Here is a 14,853-nt window from a genome sequence, read left to right as displayed (position 1 = left end):
TCCCGCGAACGGGTCAGGCGTCGCTGCGCCGACGGCCGGCGAGCACGCCGTAGGCCACGCCCAGGGCGCCGACGACGATGCCCACCACGCCGAGGACGCGGGCGGTGGTGTCACTGCTGTCGCCGGCGGCGGCCTCGGTGGTCGCGGCGGCGTTCTCGGTCTTGGCGTCCGCTTCCTCGGCGGCCGTCGAGCCGTGGTGTCCGTCCTCGGAGGCCGCGGACAGGGCGAGGACGGGCGCCGGGGTCTCGGGCTCCTCCGCGCCGTCCTCCTGGACCTCGATCCAGCGCACGACCTCCTTGTTGGAGTACGTCTGGATCGCCTTGAAGACCAGTTCCTCGGCGTTCTCGGGCAGGGCGCCGATCGAGACCGGGAACTTCTCGAAGTAGCCGGGCCGGATGCCGCCGTCCTTGGTGGTGGCGGTCCAGGTGACCTTGGAGACGGCCTCGGTGATCTGTTCGCCGTGCAGTTCGAGCGGCTTGGCGAGCGTGGACTTGGTGATGTCGATCTTCCAGCCGGGCATCGGCTCCGGCATGACCGAGGCCAGCGGGTGGTCGGTCGGGAAGTTGACCTCGAGCTTGGTGGTGGAGGCGTTGTCGCGCTCGTTGGGGACCTTGAAGTCCACGACCGCGTAACCGCCCTTGGCGGCGGTGCCCTCGGCCTGGACGCTGACGTGCGCGAACGCGGGTGAGGACAGGACGATGACCGAGGTGACGGCGACGGCACCGGCGGCGGCGAGACGAGAAGCCTTCATGAAGAGCACTCCGCTTCGAAAGGGGTTCCGTGAAGAGGGATGCGCGTGTGCACACGCGCGTGCCGCACGACGGCGGCCCCTTCCACACGTCCCTCAGGAATGTCCTTCAGGATGTGGATCGGTGATCGCGTCGCGTCAGGCGGCGAGAACGAGCTCGGCGGCGGCCGGCGGCCCGCGCCTGATCACCGTGTGCTGGAGTGCCGCGGTCCGCGGCCGGGGCGGCGCGAGCGACGCCGCCAGCGGGGCGCGTGGTCCCGCCTCGGGCGCTCCCGGCAGCCCCGCACGCAGGGCGCGCACCAGCGCGAGGGCCCCGCGCAGGGACCGTACGAGCGCCCCTTCCGCGACCGAATGCGCCGAGCACGTGGACAGTTCGGCGAGCCGCAGCAACGCCAGGTCCCCGTGCCGCAGCAGCCACCCGGCGGCGACGGCCGCGAGGACGTGCCCGAGGACCATCGGCAGGGACGGCCAGACCGAGGAGCCGGTCATGGCGTCCGCGGAATGGTGCACCACGGTGGTGCCCGTCCCGGGCTGGAGCCGGGCGTCGGTGAGGATCTTCTGCGCCTGCGCCGGGCTGATCGCCGCGGCGGTGGTCCCGCACAGCAGCCGGGCGGCCTGCTGGACCAGAGCGGTGTCGGACGCCGGCGGCATCGAGGACATCGTCATCGTGGCCGTACCGTGCTGCCCGAGCCCGAACAGCGCATGCAGCACGGTCTGTCCGACCGCGAGCAGCGTCGCGATCCCCGCCAGTGAGCGCTCGCGCCCGGCAAGAGGTGCCACGACGAGAACGGCCCCGACGAAACCCGCACCGAGCGTCCACCACGGCACCGTGGCGCAGGAGGCGATCGAGTGACCGGCCGCGGCCAGCACGACGCAGACCGCGGCGAACACCGCGGCCCGCAGAACCCGGAGATCTCCTCCGGAGCGCGCGTGGGGGGCAGTCATGGCGGGCTCATCATCGCACTGGGCTTATGAGCGCCATACGGCAGGTCCACAAGATGACGTACGGGGTGTACGACCGGAAGGTCACTTCTGACCCGGCCTGCCCCACATACACCGCTCATTGCCCCCGGCGCATCCCCCGTATGGGCGGCATCACGTCAACGATGTGCTTACACCGGGGCGCGCGCGGCAATACGTAACGGTATGTCGAGCCGCGGCCAGGAGGCTGGAGCATGAGCATCTGGTGGTCACTCCATCTGCGGCGTGAGGCTGCGAGCGTCCCGCTCGCCCGGCGCCTGCTGCTCGGCACCATGGAGACCGCGGGCGTCGACCCGGACGTCTCCTACGATCTCTCCCTCGCCCTCAGCGAGGCCTGCGCCAACGCCGTGGAGCACGGCGGGGAGAGCGGGGTGCCGGACTCCTCGGCGGCGTACCGGGTCACCGCCTACCTCGACGGCGAGAAGTGCCGTATCGAAGTCACCGACTCCGGCCCGGGCTTCTCGCCCGTGCGGCCGCCCCGCCCCACCCCCATGGAGGCGGAGAACGGCCGCGGCCTGTGTCTCATCCGCGAACTCGCCGACCATGTCCAGATCGGCAACAAGCCGGGCCGTGGCGCCGTGGTGAGCTTCGACAAGATCCTCAAGTGGAGGAAGGACGCACCGCTGATGGCGGTCTGATCCGACGTCATGACTCCGGGGGGTTCCGGTCTGCATACTGACCGGTGCCGGTTGGTCTGTCGTCGAACGTCACGGCAACGCCGGTCGTGGGGGGACTGCCGATGGCGTGGACTGTATGCACGAAGGACGGGCGGCGGCTGTCGGCCGAGGAGCGGGGCGATCCGAAGGGCCGCCCGGTCTTCCTGTTGCACGGCACCCCGGGCAGCCGGCTCGGACCCGCCCCGCGGCCGTCGGTGCTCTACCGCATGGGGATCCGGCTGATCACCTTCGACCGGCCGGGATACGGCGGTTCGGACCGCAGCCTGGGCCGTACGGTGAGCGCGGCGGCCGAGGACGTGCGCCTGATCGCCGACGCCCTCGGGATCGGCCGGTTCGGAGTGGTGGGCCGCTCGGGCGGCGCCCCGCACGCGCTCGCCTGCGCGGCACTGCTCCCCGAACGCACCGCACGGGTCGGCGCCCTGGTCGGGCTCGCCCCTCAGGACGCCGCCGACCTCGACTGGTTCGACGGCATGACCGAGGCCAATGTCCATGCCTACGTCAACGCGGCCGCGGGCCGGCACCGGCTCACCGCCACGCTGGGAAGACGCTCACTGACGATCCGCGCCGATCCGGCGGCCTCCGTCGCCGAGATGCGCAGCGGGCTGCCCGAGTCGGACCGCCGGATCTTCGCGGACGCCGGCATCCAGGCCATGCTGGAGCGCAACTTCGCCGAGGGGCTGCGCAGTTCCGCCGACGGCTGGGTGGACGACGTCATGGCCTTCAGTACGGGCTGGGGCTTCGAGCTGTCGGGCATCGACGCCCCCGTCTTTCTCTGGCACGGCGAGGAGGACATATTCGCCCCGGTGGAACACACCCGCTGGCTCGGCCGCAACATCCCCGGGGCCCGCGTCGAGGTCGAACGCGGCGCCGCCCACTTCGGGGCACTGCGCGTGATGACCCGCATCATCGGCTGGGCCGCCCGACTCGACGGGTGACGACGGTCGCGGCATCAAGACCCATCCACGACGGTCGCGGCATCGACACCGGTTCATGGCGGCCGCGGCATCAACACCCATCCACCACGGCCGCGGCGCCGGCACCGGTTCATGACGGCCGCGGCATCAACACCCATCCACCGCGGCCGCGGCGCCGGCACCGGCCCACGACAGCGCGGGACCCCGCCCCGCCCCACCCCCGCCCCACCCCGGATCACACCTGCTGCGGCTCCAGATCCCGGTCGATCCGCTGCCAGGCGGTCGCTGCCTCGCTGAGCGGATGGGTCTCGCCCAGCCGCTGGATCAGACCGGTCTCCGCTTCCTGGTGGAGTCGCGTGGCCTCCTTGTCCCGGCCCAGCTCGCGGAGGGTGATCGCCAGGTTGGCCATGCTGCTGAGGGCGTCGGGATGGGTGGGCCCGAGCCGGTCGCGCAGCCCGGTCAGAGCTAGCCGCTCCCAGTGCTCGGCCTCTTCGAGACGACCGAGGTCCGCCAGTGCGTTGGCCAGGCTGGTCCCCGCGCTCAGGGTGGCCGGGTGGTCGTCGCCGAGGGCCGCCGCGAGGGCGGTGTGGGCCTGTTCGGCCAGTTCCGCGGCCTTCTGCGGCTCGCCGAGGGCCCGGTGGTAGGTCGCCAGGTTGTTGATGCAGAACATCGTGAACGGGTGGTCGGGGCCGAAGGAGTTCCGGTACCCCTCCAGCACCTCCTCGACCTGCCGTACGGCCCGCAGAGCACCCTGCTCGGGATCGGTGGCGAGGTAGTCGGCGGCGAGGTTGAGCTGGCAGGCCAGTTCCTCGGGAATGGAGCGGCCGTACCGGTCGCGGTAGCGGGTGTGGGTCTCCCAGGTCTGCTCGCTCAGCTGCAGCGCCTCCGCGGACCGGCCGGCCTTGCGCAGGGACACGGCGAGGCTCTTGTCGACCCGCAGCACCTCCGGCACGTACGGGTTGAGCACCTGGCCGAAGAGCTCGCGCACCTGACGCAGGATCTCCACCGACTCGTCGTACTCGCCGAGCTCCCGCAGGTCGCGGGCGTAGTGGCTGCGGGTGGTGAGTGTGTAGGGGTGCAGCGGGCCGACCAGCGCCGTGCGGCGGCGCACGGTGTCCTCGTCGAGCCGCCGGGCGGCCTCGCTGTGCCCGGTGAGGCGGTGGTCGATGGCGAGGTTGTTGGCGGAGCGGAGGGTTCGGGAGTGGTCCTCGCCGAAGATCTCGCGGAATCCGTTGTAGTTGCGCTGGTCCAGCTCCAGTGCCTCGTTGAAGCGGCCGAGCGCCCGCAGGTCGGCGGCCACGTTGCCGGAGGTGATGAGCAGGGACGGGTGGCCTTCGTCGAGGAGCCTGCGCTGCCGGGCCAGGGTGTCCTCGTCCATCTCCCGGGCGGCCTGGTACTCACCCTGCGAGCGCAGGATGTTGGCCAGTTCGAAGCGGAGGTTGAGTATCTGCTCGTCGTTGGAGTCCGGGAACTCGGTGCTCCAGAACTCGTCGAGCTGGGAACCCAGGGTGCGGGCGAGAAGCAGTTCGCCGCGCTTCCACAGGTAGCGCATGCGGTCCACCATCAGCTGCCGGGGCTCCTCCTCCGCGCACTCACGGATGTTGGAGGGGACGAGGTGCGGCCAGATCACCTCGAACTCGGGCCACTTGGCGGGGTCGTCCACCGCGTCCTCGGAGGGCCGTATGGCGGCGAGGATGCGGTGCACCTCGTGGACGGTGTCGTCGGCCACCTGCGGGTCCATGCTGTCGCGCACCGCTGCCTGCACCAGCCGGTGCACCTGGATGGAGTTGTCGGTGGCGTCCACCTTGGCCAGCGCGAACCTGTTCAGCGCCTGGGTGACCTTGCCGAGCATGTACCTCGCGCGCAGGTCCTTGTCGTAGGGCAGCAGCGCCCTGATCATCGCGTCGCTGCCGACGAGGGCCATCGAGATCGGCTCGGCGGACAGAAAGCTGCACAGTTCGAGCAGCCGGGCCGCCGCGGGTGACTCGTGACGCAGCCGGGTGACGGAGATGTTCCAGGTGGCGCCCACGGAGGAGGGGTACTCCACGGCGTTGACGGCGGCCTGGACCGACAGCACCTGGGTGCTCTGCTCACGCAACTGCTCGATGTACTCCCCCACGGGCGTGGCCGTCGTGGCCAGCCAGGCCGCCGCGACCTCGATCGCCAGGGGCAGGTCGCCGACCGCGTCGGCCACCAGGGCCGCGTCCTCCTCGCGCAGTCCCGGCACCCGTCCGGTGAGGTGCTCGACGCTCTCCTCCCGGGTGAAGACCTCGACCTCCACCGTCCGGACCTGGGTCGTGGCCGGCTTGGTGCGGGTGGTGACCAGGAGATGGCCGTAGACGTCGTCGGGGATCGGGCCGGTCTGGTCGCTGAAGCGGTTCAGCACGTCGTCCAGGTCCTCGACGTTGTCGAAGACCAGCAGCCAGCGCTTGTACGGGTGGCCGGCCCGCAGCGCCTGGAGCGCGGCCACGGCGGCCTCGGACACGTCGTCGCCGATGCCCGGGGCGAGCCGTCGGCCGAGGTCGGCGAGTTTGGGCGCGACCAGGTCGGGCTGTTCGGCGTCCACCCACCACACCAGGTCGTAGTCGGGCTTGAAGCGGTTGGCGTACTCGCGTGCCAGCTGGGTCTTGCCGACCCCGCCGAGCCCGTGCAGCACCTGGGGCAGCCGCCCCCCGGACGCGCCGGTGACGAACTGGAGGCGCACCTGTTCCAGGATCGAGGAGCGGCCGGTGAAGAACGGATAGCGGGGCTGGACGTTGGACACGCTCGTGCTGCTGTTGGGAAAGCGCGCGCCGTGCGGGCGGGTGGCCGGCTGCGGCGAGCTGGGCCGGCCCAGACCGGTGAGCAGGGTGGTCGCCGCCGTCTCCTCGTCCAGCCGGGCCAGATCGATGGTGCTGCCCCGGTTCGCGTACGGAATCTGCTGCACGTCCCCGACCCGCAGGGCGACCGGCTGGTGCTGGTGCGGACCGCCCGAGTGCACCGTGGCCTCCCAGGCGGCCTGGGCCGTCCGGGAACCGAGGAAGGCGGGGGAGACCACGGCGAGCACCCGCTGCGAGCCGCCGGCCAGCGCCTCCGCGCCGACCTCCAGGGTGGTCATCGACCGCATGTCCTGGGAGGCCACCTCGAAGCGGGCCTCGCGCAGCACCGCCTCCAGCCAGTCCACCCACATCCGGTCCTCGGAGACGTACTGGAGCAGCAGTTTCGACGGCGGCAGGGGGCGGCGGCGGGTGTAGGCCGCGACGTACTGGTTGCGCTTGACCTCGTTGAGGGGCGGCAGGGAGGTCACCCGGCCCGCGGTGACGACGGAGGTCAGCCGCTCGCAGGCGGTCAGCATGGAACTGGCGACCTTGGGCGGGTCACCGAAGGGGGCGAGGATCTCCTCGTAGGCGTAGTAGGGGCGGTAGGGAATCTCCACCGACCCCCAGTAGGCGGTGAGTTCCTCGGGGTCCATGCCGCTGGGCAGGCCGTCGAAGCGCTCACGGGCCAGTGCGCGTCCGGCGTCGACCTTGTCCTTCTCGCCGTCGTCGATGCGCATGGCGACCGGCAGGATGCGGATCCCTTTGTCGCCGTAGCGCTCCTCGATGTCCTGGGCGACCGCGGCGGCGCCCTCGATGCTCTGGTCGCTGAGTGTGTAGCAGACCACCAGGGTGCTGGGCATCTGCACGGTGCAGATGTCGGCGAGGTCGCTGTGGCCGGTACGGCTGTCGATCAGGGTGAAGTCGTAGTACCGCTCCATGTCCGAGCGCATCGCGTCGAAGAACTGACCGCCGCCGTAGCTGCTGTAGAAGCTGTCCCAGTCCATGTTGCCGACGATCGGGTAGTCGCGGTGGCGCATGCCCGCCGACAGGAAGTCCAGGCTGCCGGGCTCCGGGAAGTTCCACTCCAGGGAGATGGCGTGGGGGCGCACCCGGGCGTAGCGGCGGTGCCAGTCCGGTTCGCGGTCGGGCAGGTCACGCAGTGCCTCGCGGCGGTAGTCGTCTATCAGGTTGACCAGGCCCGGAGTGGCCCGCAGTAAGGAGGGCTTCAGGAACGGGTGGAAGAACCTGTGCAGGCCCGGGGCTTCGAGGTCCCAGTCGACGGCGAGCACGCGATAGCCGTTGGCGGCCAGGATCCAGGCCACGTTGGCGAGGGCCATCGTCCGGCCGGTACCGCCCTTGTACGAGTAGAAGGTGATCACTGAACCCTTGCGGTCCTCGGTCATGGCGCCCTCCGCTGTGTCGGCCTTGCTCTTCCCTCGTGCCGTACGTGCCGGGTCCCGCGGATGGGTCCGCGCGGGTGCCCCGGCCTCGCGCTCAGACGTGGTGTCCCAGCCTGGGCAGCCGCGGGGGATCGATGGGTGGCCCCTTCGGCGGATAGGTCCTCGCATGGGACTCGTAGTAGTTGACCGCCTGCCGTACGGCCTTCTGGAGTTCGAGCTGGAAGGCTTCGAGGGTGCGTATGGCGCCGCCGGACGAGCGGTGGCCCGAACCGACCGACTGGCGTGCGGCCAGCACCCGGTCGGTGAGTTCCTGCAGTTGCCGGTCCCGCTCCGGGGAGATCGCGTCGTCCCTGTGCTGGGGGATCATCACGCTGATCCAGGGCCGCTGCTGCTCGGCCAGTTGCGCCATGAGTTCCCTCACCCGCGGGGAGTTGAGGGCCCACCGGTCGAGCAGCAGCAGGGCGGGCGCGGTGGGCGGGCCCATGGTGAGGAGGCGGTCGGCCTCGTTCTCGAAGTCGCTGACGGTGACCCGGTAGTTCATGGCCCTGACAAGGTCGGCGGCGTGTTCGGCGAGCGAGCGCGTCGACACCGGGTGGTAGGGGTTCCACTCGAGCGGGGTGTCCCCGTAGTAGTCGGGCACCCGGCCCGGCGGCAGGTCCGACCGGGAGTGGGCGATCACCGTGACGTCGAACTCGGGCGGGTGAGCGCCGTCGCCGAAGGCGCTGGGCAACGACTCGTACTGCCGGTAGACCTGCCCTTCCTCCAGGTCTATGGCCCTGCTGGCGCGGACGATCCGCTGTGCCAGCCGGTAGACGGCGAGTTCGTACTGGTCTCTGAGATAGCTGAGCTTGGTCAGGCCGTAGAACCCCTCCGAGGCGTAGTCGTCCCCGAAGTCCCCGTGCTGGAACTGCAGGTCCTTGGCCACCTGGGGAAGCTGGGCGAGTTCGACGGGAACCCATAACGCCGGGACGATGGCGCTCTCGCGCGAGTCCCCGCGAAGAGTACGGCGGTAGATCTCCCGCTGCGAGAAGGCCCACCACTCACGACCGCACTGTTCGCTGATGAAGTACCGGGGCGAGTACAGCGGCACGAACACCTGGCAGCGGGCGAGATTCTCCGACAACTCGTCCGTCCACCGCGTTCCCAGCGCGATCCCCTGGTCCAGAAAGCCGGCTCTGGCGCCCACCGGTAACGACGTCATCTCCAGGATGTGCGCGCACAGGCCGTCGTACAGCTTTTTCACCCATGCGTTGGGCCCGGCGATCTCGGAGTCGTTGCGCGGTGTGTGCGCGTAACTGAGGAAAAAGTACGGCCGCCCGTTCCTGGGGTCTTCTGAATCCCCTCGCACGAACACCCCCGATACGCCGCCGATGGAGCTTCAGTGTAGGAACCACCCCCTCATCAGCGGAACGGTACGGCGAAGTCGACTGTTCCGGCCTGGATATGAGGGGTCCTCAGCCGGCCTCCGGCGCGGTGCGTCCCTTGTGGTCCGCCGCTGTCCTGCGGGCATTGATCAGCGCGTCGGGCAGCACCGGGTCCGTCAGCCGGGACGACACCGTTTCCCCCATGGCAGCGACGAAGCGCCCGCCCAGTTCTGTCAGAGCTCCCGAGCCGACCAGGGTGTCCACCGCCTCCGCGGTCTGCTCGCGCCATCGGGCGAACCGGACCTCGGCCTCGTGCGCCTCGGCGCCGTCCGCGGTCCGGCGGCGGGCGCGCCAGTAGTCGACGACGGCGATGTGCGCGTACGTCCCCTGCAACAGCCCTTCCAGCGGGCGCGGATCCGGACGCCAGGGGGCGTAGAAGAGCTGCTCGCAGGTGGGGTCGTAGAGGTCCATGAGATCGAGTACGGCGCCGAGCTTGACGTGCTGGAACTCGTGGACCAGCAGACACGCCAGGGTCTGGGGCGTGTCCGGCCGGGCGATGCCGACCGCGCCGAAGGCGTCCCGGGCCGCCGAGCTGATGTCCGCGCCCGTGGGGGACTCCCGTAACGGGGTGACGACACTCAGGCCCGCGGCGAGTCCGGGTGCGTACGCGGGCAGTTCATGTTGGATCCACTCCCACGCGGCGGCGAGTTGGCCGCGCCAGTCCTCGGCCGCCGCGGGGGACAACCGCGCCCGCACGGGGTAGCCGTGGGCGTCCCGCCAGGGGTCCGTGTCCTCCAGGGCGACGGCCCAGCCCGGCAGTTCGAACCGGTGCCGGGCCCGCCATGCCGGATCCGCACCGGACTTGCGGCCCACGGTGTGCGTCCGCTCTCCGACCCGGACCGTGAAGCCCTCGTCCGCGCCCCCGGTGACCTGCGCCAAAGTCGCGTCCCCCACGACGAACGCGCCCAGGGTCGGCAGCCGCAGCACCCCGGCGCCGGTCGGCACGGTCACGGTGCCTTCGCGCCCGGCCCGCACCAGTGCCGCCGCGGCGAGTTCCGCGACCCCGCGCATCGCGATCCGGCCGGCTTCCCCGTCACCGCGCAGCGCGCGCTGTGCCCAGGGGCGCAGGTAGGGGTGGGCCAGTACGGCGTCCACCGATTCGGGAGCCTCGGCGTCGAGGACCGCGAGGGCTTCCCAGGCCGCCGTACCGGTCGCGCTGTGCGCGCTCTCGTGCCAGACGGCGGCGAGGAGTTCGCGGTTGACGGTGAGCTCATGACGGGCCAGCAGTTCCACGGCTTCGGCGCCGCCGAAGCCGGTGGCGAGCTCGTCGAGGTGCGTGTCGTCCAGGGGGAGTTGTGGCATCGGCGTCTTCTGGGCCTCCCTGTCGCGGATCCCGGTGATGAGCTGTTTCAGGTCGGCGCAGTACACGGACGGGTTCATGAACCCGCCCGCGTCGCTTCCGGAGCGGTAGCGGTGCGCGTACAGCCCTCCGCCGCAGGAGCGGACGACCGGACAGTCACGGCATGTCTCGCACAGTCCGTCCAGCCCTTGTTGCCGGGCCACGATGCCGGGATGTACGGCCATCTCGTCCAGGGAGTGGGTGGTCACGTGCATGCCGGTGCCGGGCGCCCCGTCGTACGCGGTCTTCAGCGAGTCCGCCTGTTCGAGCGCGCCGTCGGTCTCGATGACCGCCAGTTCCACCGGGGCCAGTCCGAGGGACTCGGTGAGGCTGCTCGCTCCGCGCAGGGTGCGCAGAACGGAGTCGAGAACCCGTACGCCCATGGGTCTGCCCGCTGCGGTCCAGCGGTCGTGGACGCGCAGGAGCCAGTCGCCGTACGGGGCGGTGGAGGTGCTGTCGGCGGGGCGGGCCGGGGGCTCGTCCCAGGTGGCGTGGGGGAGCAGGAAGTCGATGCGGGGCGGGGCGAGCCGGGCCAGGGCGTCGTAGACGGTGACCGGGTCGTTGCGCAGATCGACCGTGCAGAGCAGTCCGGCGAAGAGGTGCCGGTAGCGGGGGCTGTTGAGCAGGTCGATCGCGCGCAGGACCTGGGCGTGGCTGCTGCGGCCGTTGCGATAGCGGCGGTGCAGGTCGTTGGCGGCGCGGTCGCCGTCGAGCGAGACGCCGACCTTGATGTCGAACTCCGCGAACAGGTCGCAGAACTTCTCGTCGAGGGTGACGCCGTTGGTGTGGATGCGCAGGTCGAGGGCGCAGACGCCGGACAGGGCGGTATGTAAGCCCTGCGCCGCCAGCCGGAGCCTTTCCCGGCCGGCGAGGAGGGGCTCCCCGCCGTGCAGGACGACGTGCACGGTGTCGAGGCGGTGGGTGCGGGCGTGGTCGGCGATGCGCCGGGCGGCGATGTCCAGCACCGCACCGGAGATCACCGTGGGGCGGCCTCGCCAGCTCTGGTCCGCGTGTTCGAACACATAGCAGTGATCGCATGCGAGATCACAGCGGCTGTGCATCTTCAGCACGAACTGGCTCAATGGGTGCGGCGACGGGTCCATCAGCGCACTGCGCGTTCCCTGGCCGAGGGGGCGGAGGTCAGACGGCCGACTGGAACGCGGCGAACGAGAGCCGCGCGGGCCCGCGGTCGGGGGTGCCGTGCGACACGACACGGTGGAGGGCACCGGACCTGAGACCGTCCGGACGAGCGGCGAGCCGCACCAACGGGACCCGCTCCCCGGAGGTCGACTGCGTTCCCGGCTCGTCGACGGTGGTGGTGGGCATGTTCATGGACGAACCTCGATCTTCCGTGTGCCCGCTGGTCTGCGAATGGACAAGGAACGGTCCAAGCAAAGCGGATATTACGGACATCCGGAGCGTCCCGCGCGCGAACACGCTCATGGGGGTGAACGACCCCGGAGCAGGGGTCGCAGGGCAGATATGAAACCACAACACAGCCCAACTGCGTTCCCCCCCAATGTGAGTTGCGCATGTCAGTGCCTGCCTTCGGTCCTCCGCCTCGAATGGTCTGAGCGGTGACGATGAACCCAGGGTTGTTCCGGTAGGAGGACAAGGGAAACCCAGCCGGTTCCGCCCTCAAGATCTCTTTATGAAGATTTTACTCTATTCGAGGGTTTGGGGGACGGCGGAGCCCCGCGCGGAATTCGCCCGTCCGGGGCACGACTTCGCGCCCGCTTCAGCTCTGCCGGAAGTCAACAGCCCCCGCACAGCGTCCCCTCATGCTTCTGACGGCAAGAGTTCCTACGGTCCTGCCCATGACGGGAAACCACAGCAACTCCAGCGCCATCCGGCGCCGCGCCCTCGCGGTGACCGGCGGGACGGTCGCGGCGAGCGGCCTCGCCGTCACCGGGTACCAGTCGGCGTTCGCCGACACCACCACCGAGGCCACGGCCACCGCCTCGGCGACGAGCACCGGCGCGGACAGCGGCGGGTGCGGCACGCCTCCGAGCGGGGCCCCGGCGGGCGCACCACCGAGCGACGCTCCGTCCGAAAGTGCCAGTCCCTCGGCCTCCGCGTCCTCGTAAGGTACGGCCGTGAGCAGCCCCGAGGACGAGGCGCTGGCTCTGGCCGCCGTGGACGCGCTGACCGGTCAGCTGGCCCTGGCTCCCAAGCCGGGCCTGCCCGACCCGCGTGACCTCGGCGCCGGCGCCACGAGCCCGGACCACTGTTCCCTGCGCTGGTCGGCCAAGGCGCTCGCGCCCGGCCTCGCGGCGATGGCCGCCGCCGCCCGTCGCACCGGTGAGCCCAGTCCCCAGCTGCGTGCGGAGCTGGGCGCGATCGGCCGGTGCACCGAGCACTCGGTGGGCCTGGCCGGCGGCGGTCACCGCGGTGCCCTGTGGACCCTCGGTCTGCTGGTCGCCGCGGCCGCCCTCGACCCGGGGGCGCGGTCCACGGACGTGGCCGCGGCCGCCAAGAAGATCGCCGCGCACAGCGACAGACGGGCCCCGCGCCGGCCCTCCCGGGGCTCCTCGGTGTCCGCGAAGTACGGCGCGGCGGGTGCCCGGGGCGAGGCGCGGGCCGGATTCCCGCACGTACGGCGGGCGTTGGACGCGCTGGCCAGGTCCCGCACGGCGGGCGCCGACGAGTCCGAGGCCCGCCTGGACGCCCTGCTCACCGTGATGTCCACCCTCCAGGACACCGAACTCCTCTACGCGGCGGGCCCTTTGGGCCTGCGCCACGTCCAGGCGGGTGCCCGCGGGGTCCTGGAGGCGGGCGGTACGACGACGGACGCGGGCCGAGAGGCCCTGCTCGCCCTTGACACCGACCTCCACACACGCGCGTGGAGCCCCCGCGGCAGCGCGGGGCTGCTCGCGGGGGCGCTGTTCGTGGACGCGCTTGCCGTGACGGCCGGTCCGAGGAGGGCCTGAAACGGCGTCGCGCAGGCCCGTTCGAGCCCGACGCGACGCCCTTCGACAGAGACCGCTTCCGGATGGAGGTCACAGAACCCACCCGGGGGCGCGACCGGCCACGATCCACCCGCAGCCGAGACTCAACCCTTGAGCCGGGCCATCCACGCCTCGACCTCGTCGGACTGCCGCGGCAGCCCCGACGACAGATTCCGGTTCTCCTCCTCGGTCACCAGGATGTCGTCCTCGATCCGCACCCCGATTCCCCGGTACTCCTCGGGCACGGTCAGGTCGTCGGCCTGGAAGTACAGCCCGGGCTCGACGGTCAGCACCATGCCCGCCTCGAGAACCCCGTCCACATACGACTCCACCCGCGCGGCGGCGCAGTCGTGGACGTCCATGCCCAGCATGTGCCCGGTCCCGTGCAGCGTCCACCGCCGCTGGAGCCCCAGCTCCAGCACCCGCTCCACCGGCCCCTCGACCAGCCCCCACTCCACGAGCCGCGCGGCCAGCACCCGCTGGGCCGCGTCATGGAAGTCCCGGTACTTCGCACCGGGCTTCACGGCCGCGATCCCGGCCTCCTGGGCGTCGTACACCGCGTCGTAGATCTTCTTCTGGATCTCGCTGAACCGCCCGTTGATCGGCAGGGTCCGGGTCACGTCGGCGGTGTAGTACGTGTGCGTCTCGACACCGGCGTCGAGCAGCAGCAGCTCACCCGACCGCACGGCGCCGTCGTTGCGCACCCAGTGCAGCGTGCACGCGTGCGGCCCGGCCGCGGCGATCGTGCCGTAGCCGACGTCGTTGCCCTCGACACGCGCGCGGAGGAAGAACGTGCCCTCGATGTACCGCTCGGAGGTGGCCTCGGCCTTGTCGAGGACCTTCACCACGTCCTCGAAGCCGCGGACCGTCGAGTCGACCGCCTTCTGCAGCTCGCCGATCTCGAACGCGTCCTTGACGAGGCGCGCCTCGGACAGGAAGACCCGCAGCTCCTCGTCCCGCTCGGCGGTGACCTTGTCGGTCAGCGCGGCCTCGATGCCGGCGTCGTACCCGCGGACGACCCGCACCGGGCCGGTCGCCTCGCGCAGCGCCTCCGCGAGCTCGCGGACGTCGGACACGGGGATGCCGTACAGCTTCTCGGACTCGGTGAGGGAGTGCCGCCGTCCGACCCACAGCTCGCCCTGACCGGAGAGCCAGAACTCTCCGTTCTCGCGGTCGGAGCGCGGCAGGAGGTAGAGCGTGGCGGTGTGGCCGCCGGAAGCGGCCGGCTCCAGGACGAGCACGCCGTCCTCGGTCTGGTTGCCGGTGAGGTAGGCGTACTCGACGGACGCCCGGAACGGATACTCCGTGTCGTTCGAACGGGTCTTCAGGTTGCCGGACGGGATCACCAGCCGCTCGCCAGGGAACCGCGCGGAGAGCGCCGCACGGCGGGCCGCGGTCTCGGCGGCCTGCGCGATCGGCTCCAGGTCGTGCAGCTCCGTGTCCGCCCAGCCGGACTTCATGCTCTCGGCCAGCTCGTCGGAGACGCCCGGGTACAGGCCGTTCTTCCGCTTCTTGATCGGCTCTTCCGACTCTTCCGGGCTCTCCGTCGTGGGCTCGTCGGCCACGGTCATCCTCCTAGATACGGCACTGGACCCCCTCCATCGTACGGTCGTACGGAAGGGGG

At 71.1% G+C, this 14,853-nt stretch carries 11 protein-coding genes; 4 read left to right on the top strand and 7 right to left on the bottom strand.

The window, feature by feature from the left end; genetic code table 11:
- Nucleotides 1–13: 13 nt before the first annotated feature.
- The gene (locus ACIBJB_RS16900; RefSeq protein ID WP_398931157.1) at nt 14–751 is read right to left on the bottom strand and encodes a YcnI family protein; all 738 of its coding nucleotides are present in this window, start codon (nt 749–751) and stop codon (nt 14–16) included.
- Between the two features lie 135 nt (nt 752–886).
- Complete coding sequence (locus tag ACIBJB_RS16895) at nt 887–1,693, bottom strand: hypothetical protein (protein ID WP_398931155.1); 807 nt, start codon at nt 1,691–1,693, stop codon at nt 887–889.
- Nucleotides 1,694–1,923: 230 nt separating this feature from the next.
- Here ACIBJB_RS16895 and ACIBJB_RS16890 point away from each other — a divergent pair, with 230 nt between their 5' ends.
- Entirely contained in the window at nt 1,924–2,367 is a 444-nt protein-coding gene (locus ACIBJB_RS16890; RefSeq protein ID WP_398931153.1) for an ATP-binding protein, read from the top strand.
- Nucleotides 2,368–2,468: 101 nt separating this feature from the next.
- Nucleotides 2,469–3,341 (top strand): alpha/beta fold hydrolase, encoded by an 873-nt coding sequence (locus tag ACIBJB_RS16885; protein WP_398931151.1) that lies wholly within the window; start codon nt 2,469–2,471, stop codon nt 3,339–3,341.
- 214 nt (nt 3,342–3,555) lie between these two features.
- Here the strand turns inward: ACIBJB_RS16885 and fxsT are convergent, their stop codons facing one another.
- The 4 genes from fxsT to ACIBJB_RS16865 all read right to left on the bottom strand — a co-directional run bounded on the left by fxsT (nt 3,556) and on the right by ACIBJB_RS16865 (nt 11,613).
- The gene (gene fxsT / locus ACIBJB_RS16880; protein WP_398931149.1) at nt 3,556–7,521 is read right to left on the bottom strand and encodes an FxSxx-COOH system tetratricopeptide repeat protein; all 3,966 of its coding nucleotides are present in this window, start codon (nt 7,519–7,521) and stop codon (nt 3,556–3,558) included.
- A gap of 91 nt (nt 7,522–7,612) precedes the next feature.
- The gene (locus ACIBJB_RS16875) at nt 7,613–8,866 is read right to left on the bottom strand and encodes a TIR-like protein FxsC (RefSeq protein WP_398931147.1); all 1,254 of its coding nucleotides are present in this window, start codon (nt 8,864–8,866) and stop codon (nt 7,613–7,615) included.
- A gap of 106 nt (nt 8,867–8,972) precedes the next feature.
- Nucleotides 8,973–11,384 carry an FxsB family cyclophane-forming radical SAM/SPASM peptide maturase gene (locus ACIBJB_RS16870; RefSeq protein WP_398931146.1) on the bottom strand — a complete coding sequence of 804 codons (2,412 nt, stop codon included), beginning with the start codon at nt 11,382–11,384 and terminating at the stop codon, nt 8,973–8,975.
- A gap of 37 nt (nt 11,385–11,421) precedes the next feature.
- Nucleotides 11,422–11,613, bottom strand: a complete 192-nt coding sequence (locus ACIBJB_RS16865; RefSeq protein ID WP_398931144.1) for an FXSXX-COOH protein — start codon at nt 11,611–11,613, stop codon at nt 11,422–11,424.
- Between the two features lie 485 nt (nt 11,614–12,098).
- On the opposite strand from ACIBJB_RS16865, the gene ACIBJB_RS16860 reads away from it, so the two are divergent.
- The gene (locus ACIBJB_RS16860; protein WP_398931142.1) at nt 12,099–12,368 is read left to right on the top strand and encodes a hypothetical protein; all 270 of its coding nucleotides are present in this window, start codon (nt 12,099–12,101) and stop codon (nt 12,366–12,368) included.
- 9 nt (nt 12,369–12,377) lie between these two features.
- On the top strand, nt 12,378–13,211 hold the full coding sequence (locus ACIBJB_RS16855; RefSeq protein WP_398931140.1) for a triphosphoribosyl-dephospho-CoA synthase: 834 nt from the start codon (nt 12,378–12,380) through the stop codon (nt 13,209–13,211).
- 122 nt (nt 13,212–13,333) lie between these two features.
- On the opposite strand, the gene ACIBJB_RS16850 is transcribed toward ACIBJB_RS16855, so the two are convergent.
- On the bottom strand, nt 13,334–14,800 hold the full coding sequence (locus tag ACIBJB_RS16850) for an aminopeptidase P family protein (protein WP_398931138.1): 1,467 nt from the start codon (nt 14,798–14,800) through the stop codon (nt 13,334–13,336).
- Nucleotides 14,801–14,853: the final 53 nt, after the last annotated feature.

The organism is Streptomyces sp. NPDC050759 (genome assembly GCF_044456945.1).
Taxonomy (GTDB): Bacteria; Actinomycetota; Actinomycetes; order Streptomycetales; family Streptomycetaceae; genus Streptomyces.
This window is presented reverse-complemented; position numbering and strand designations above follow the sequence as displayed.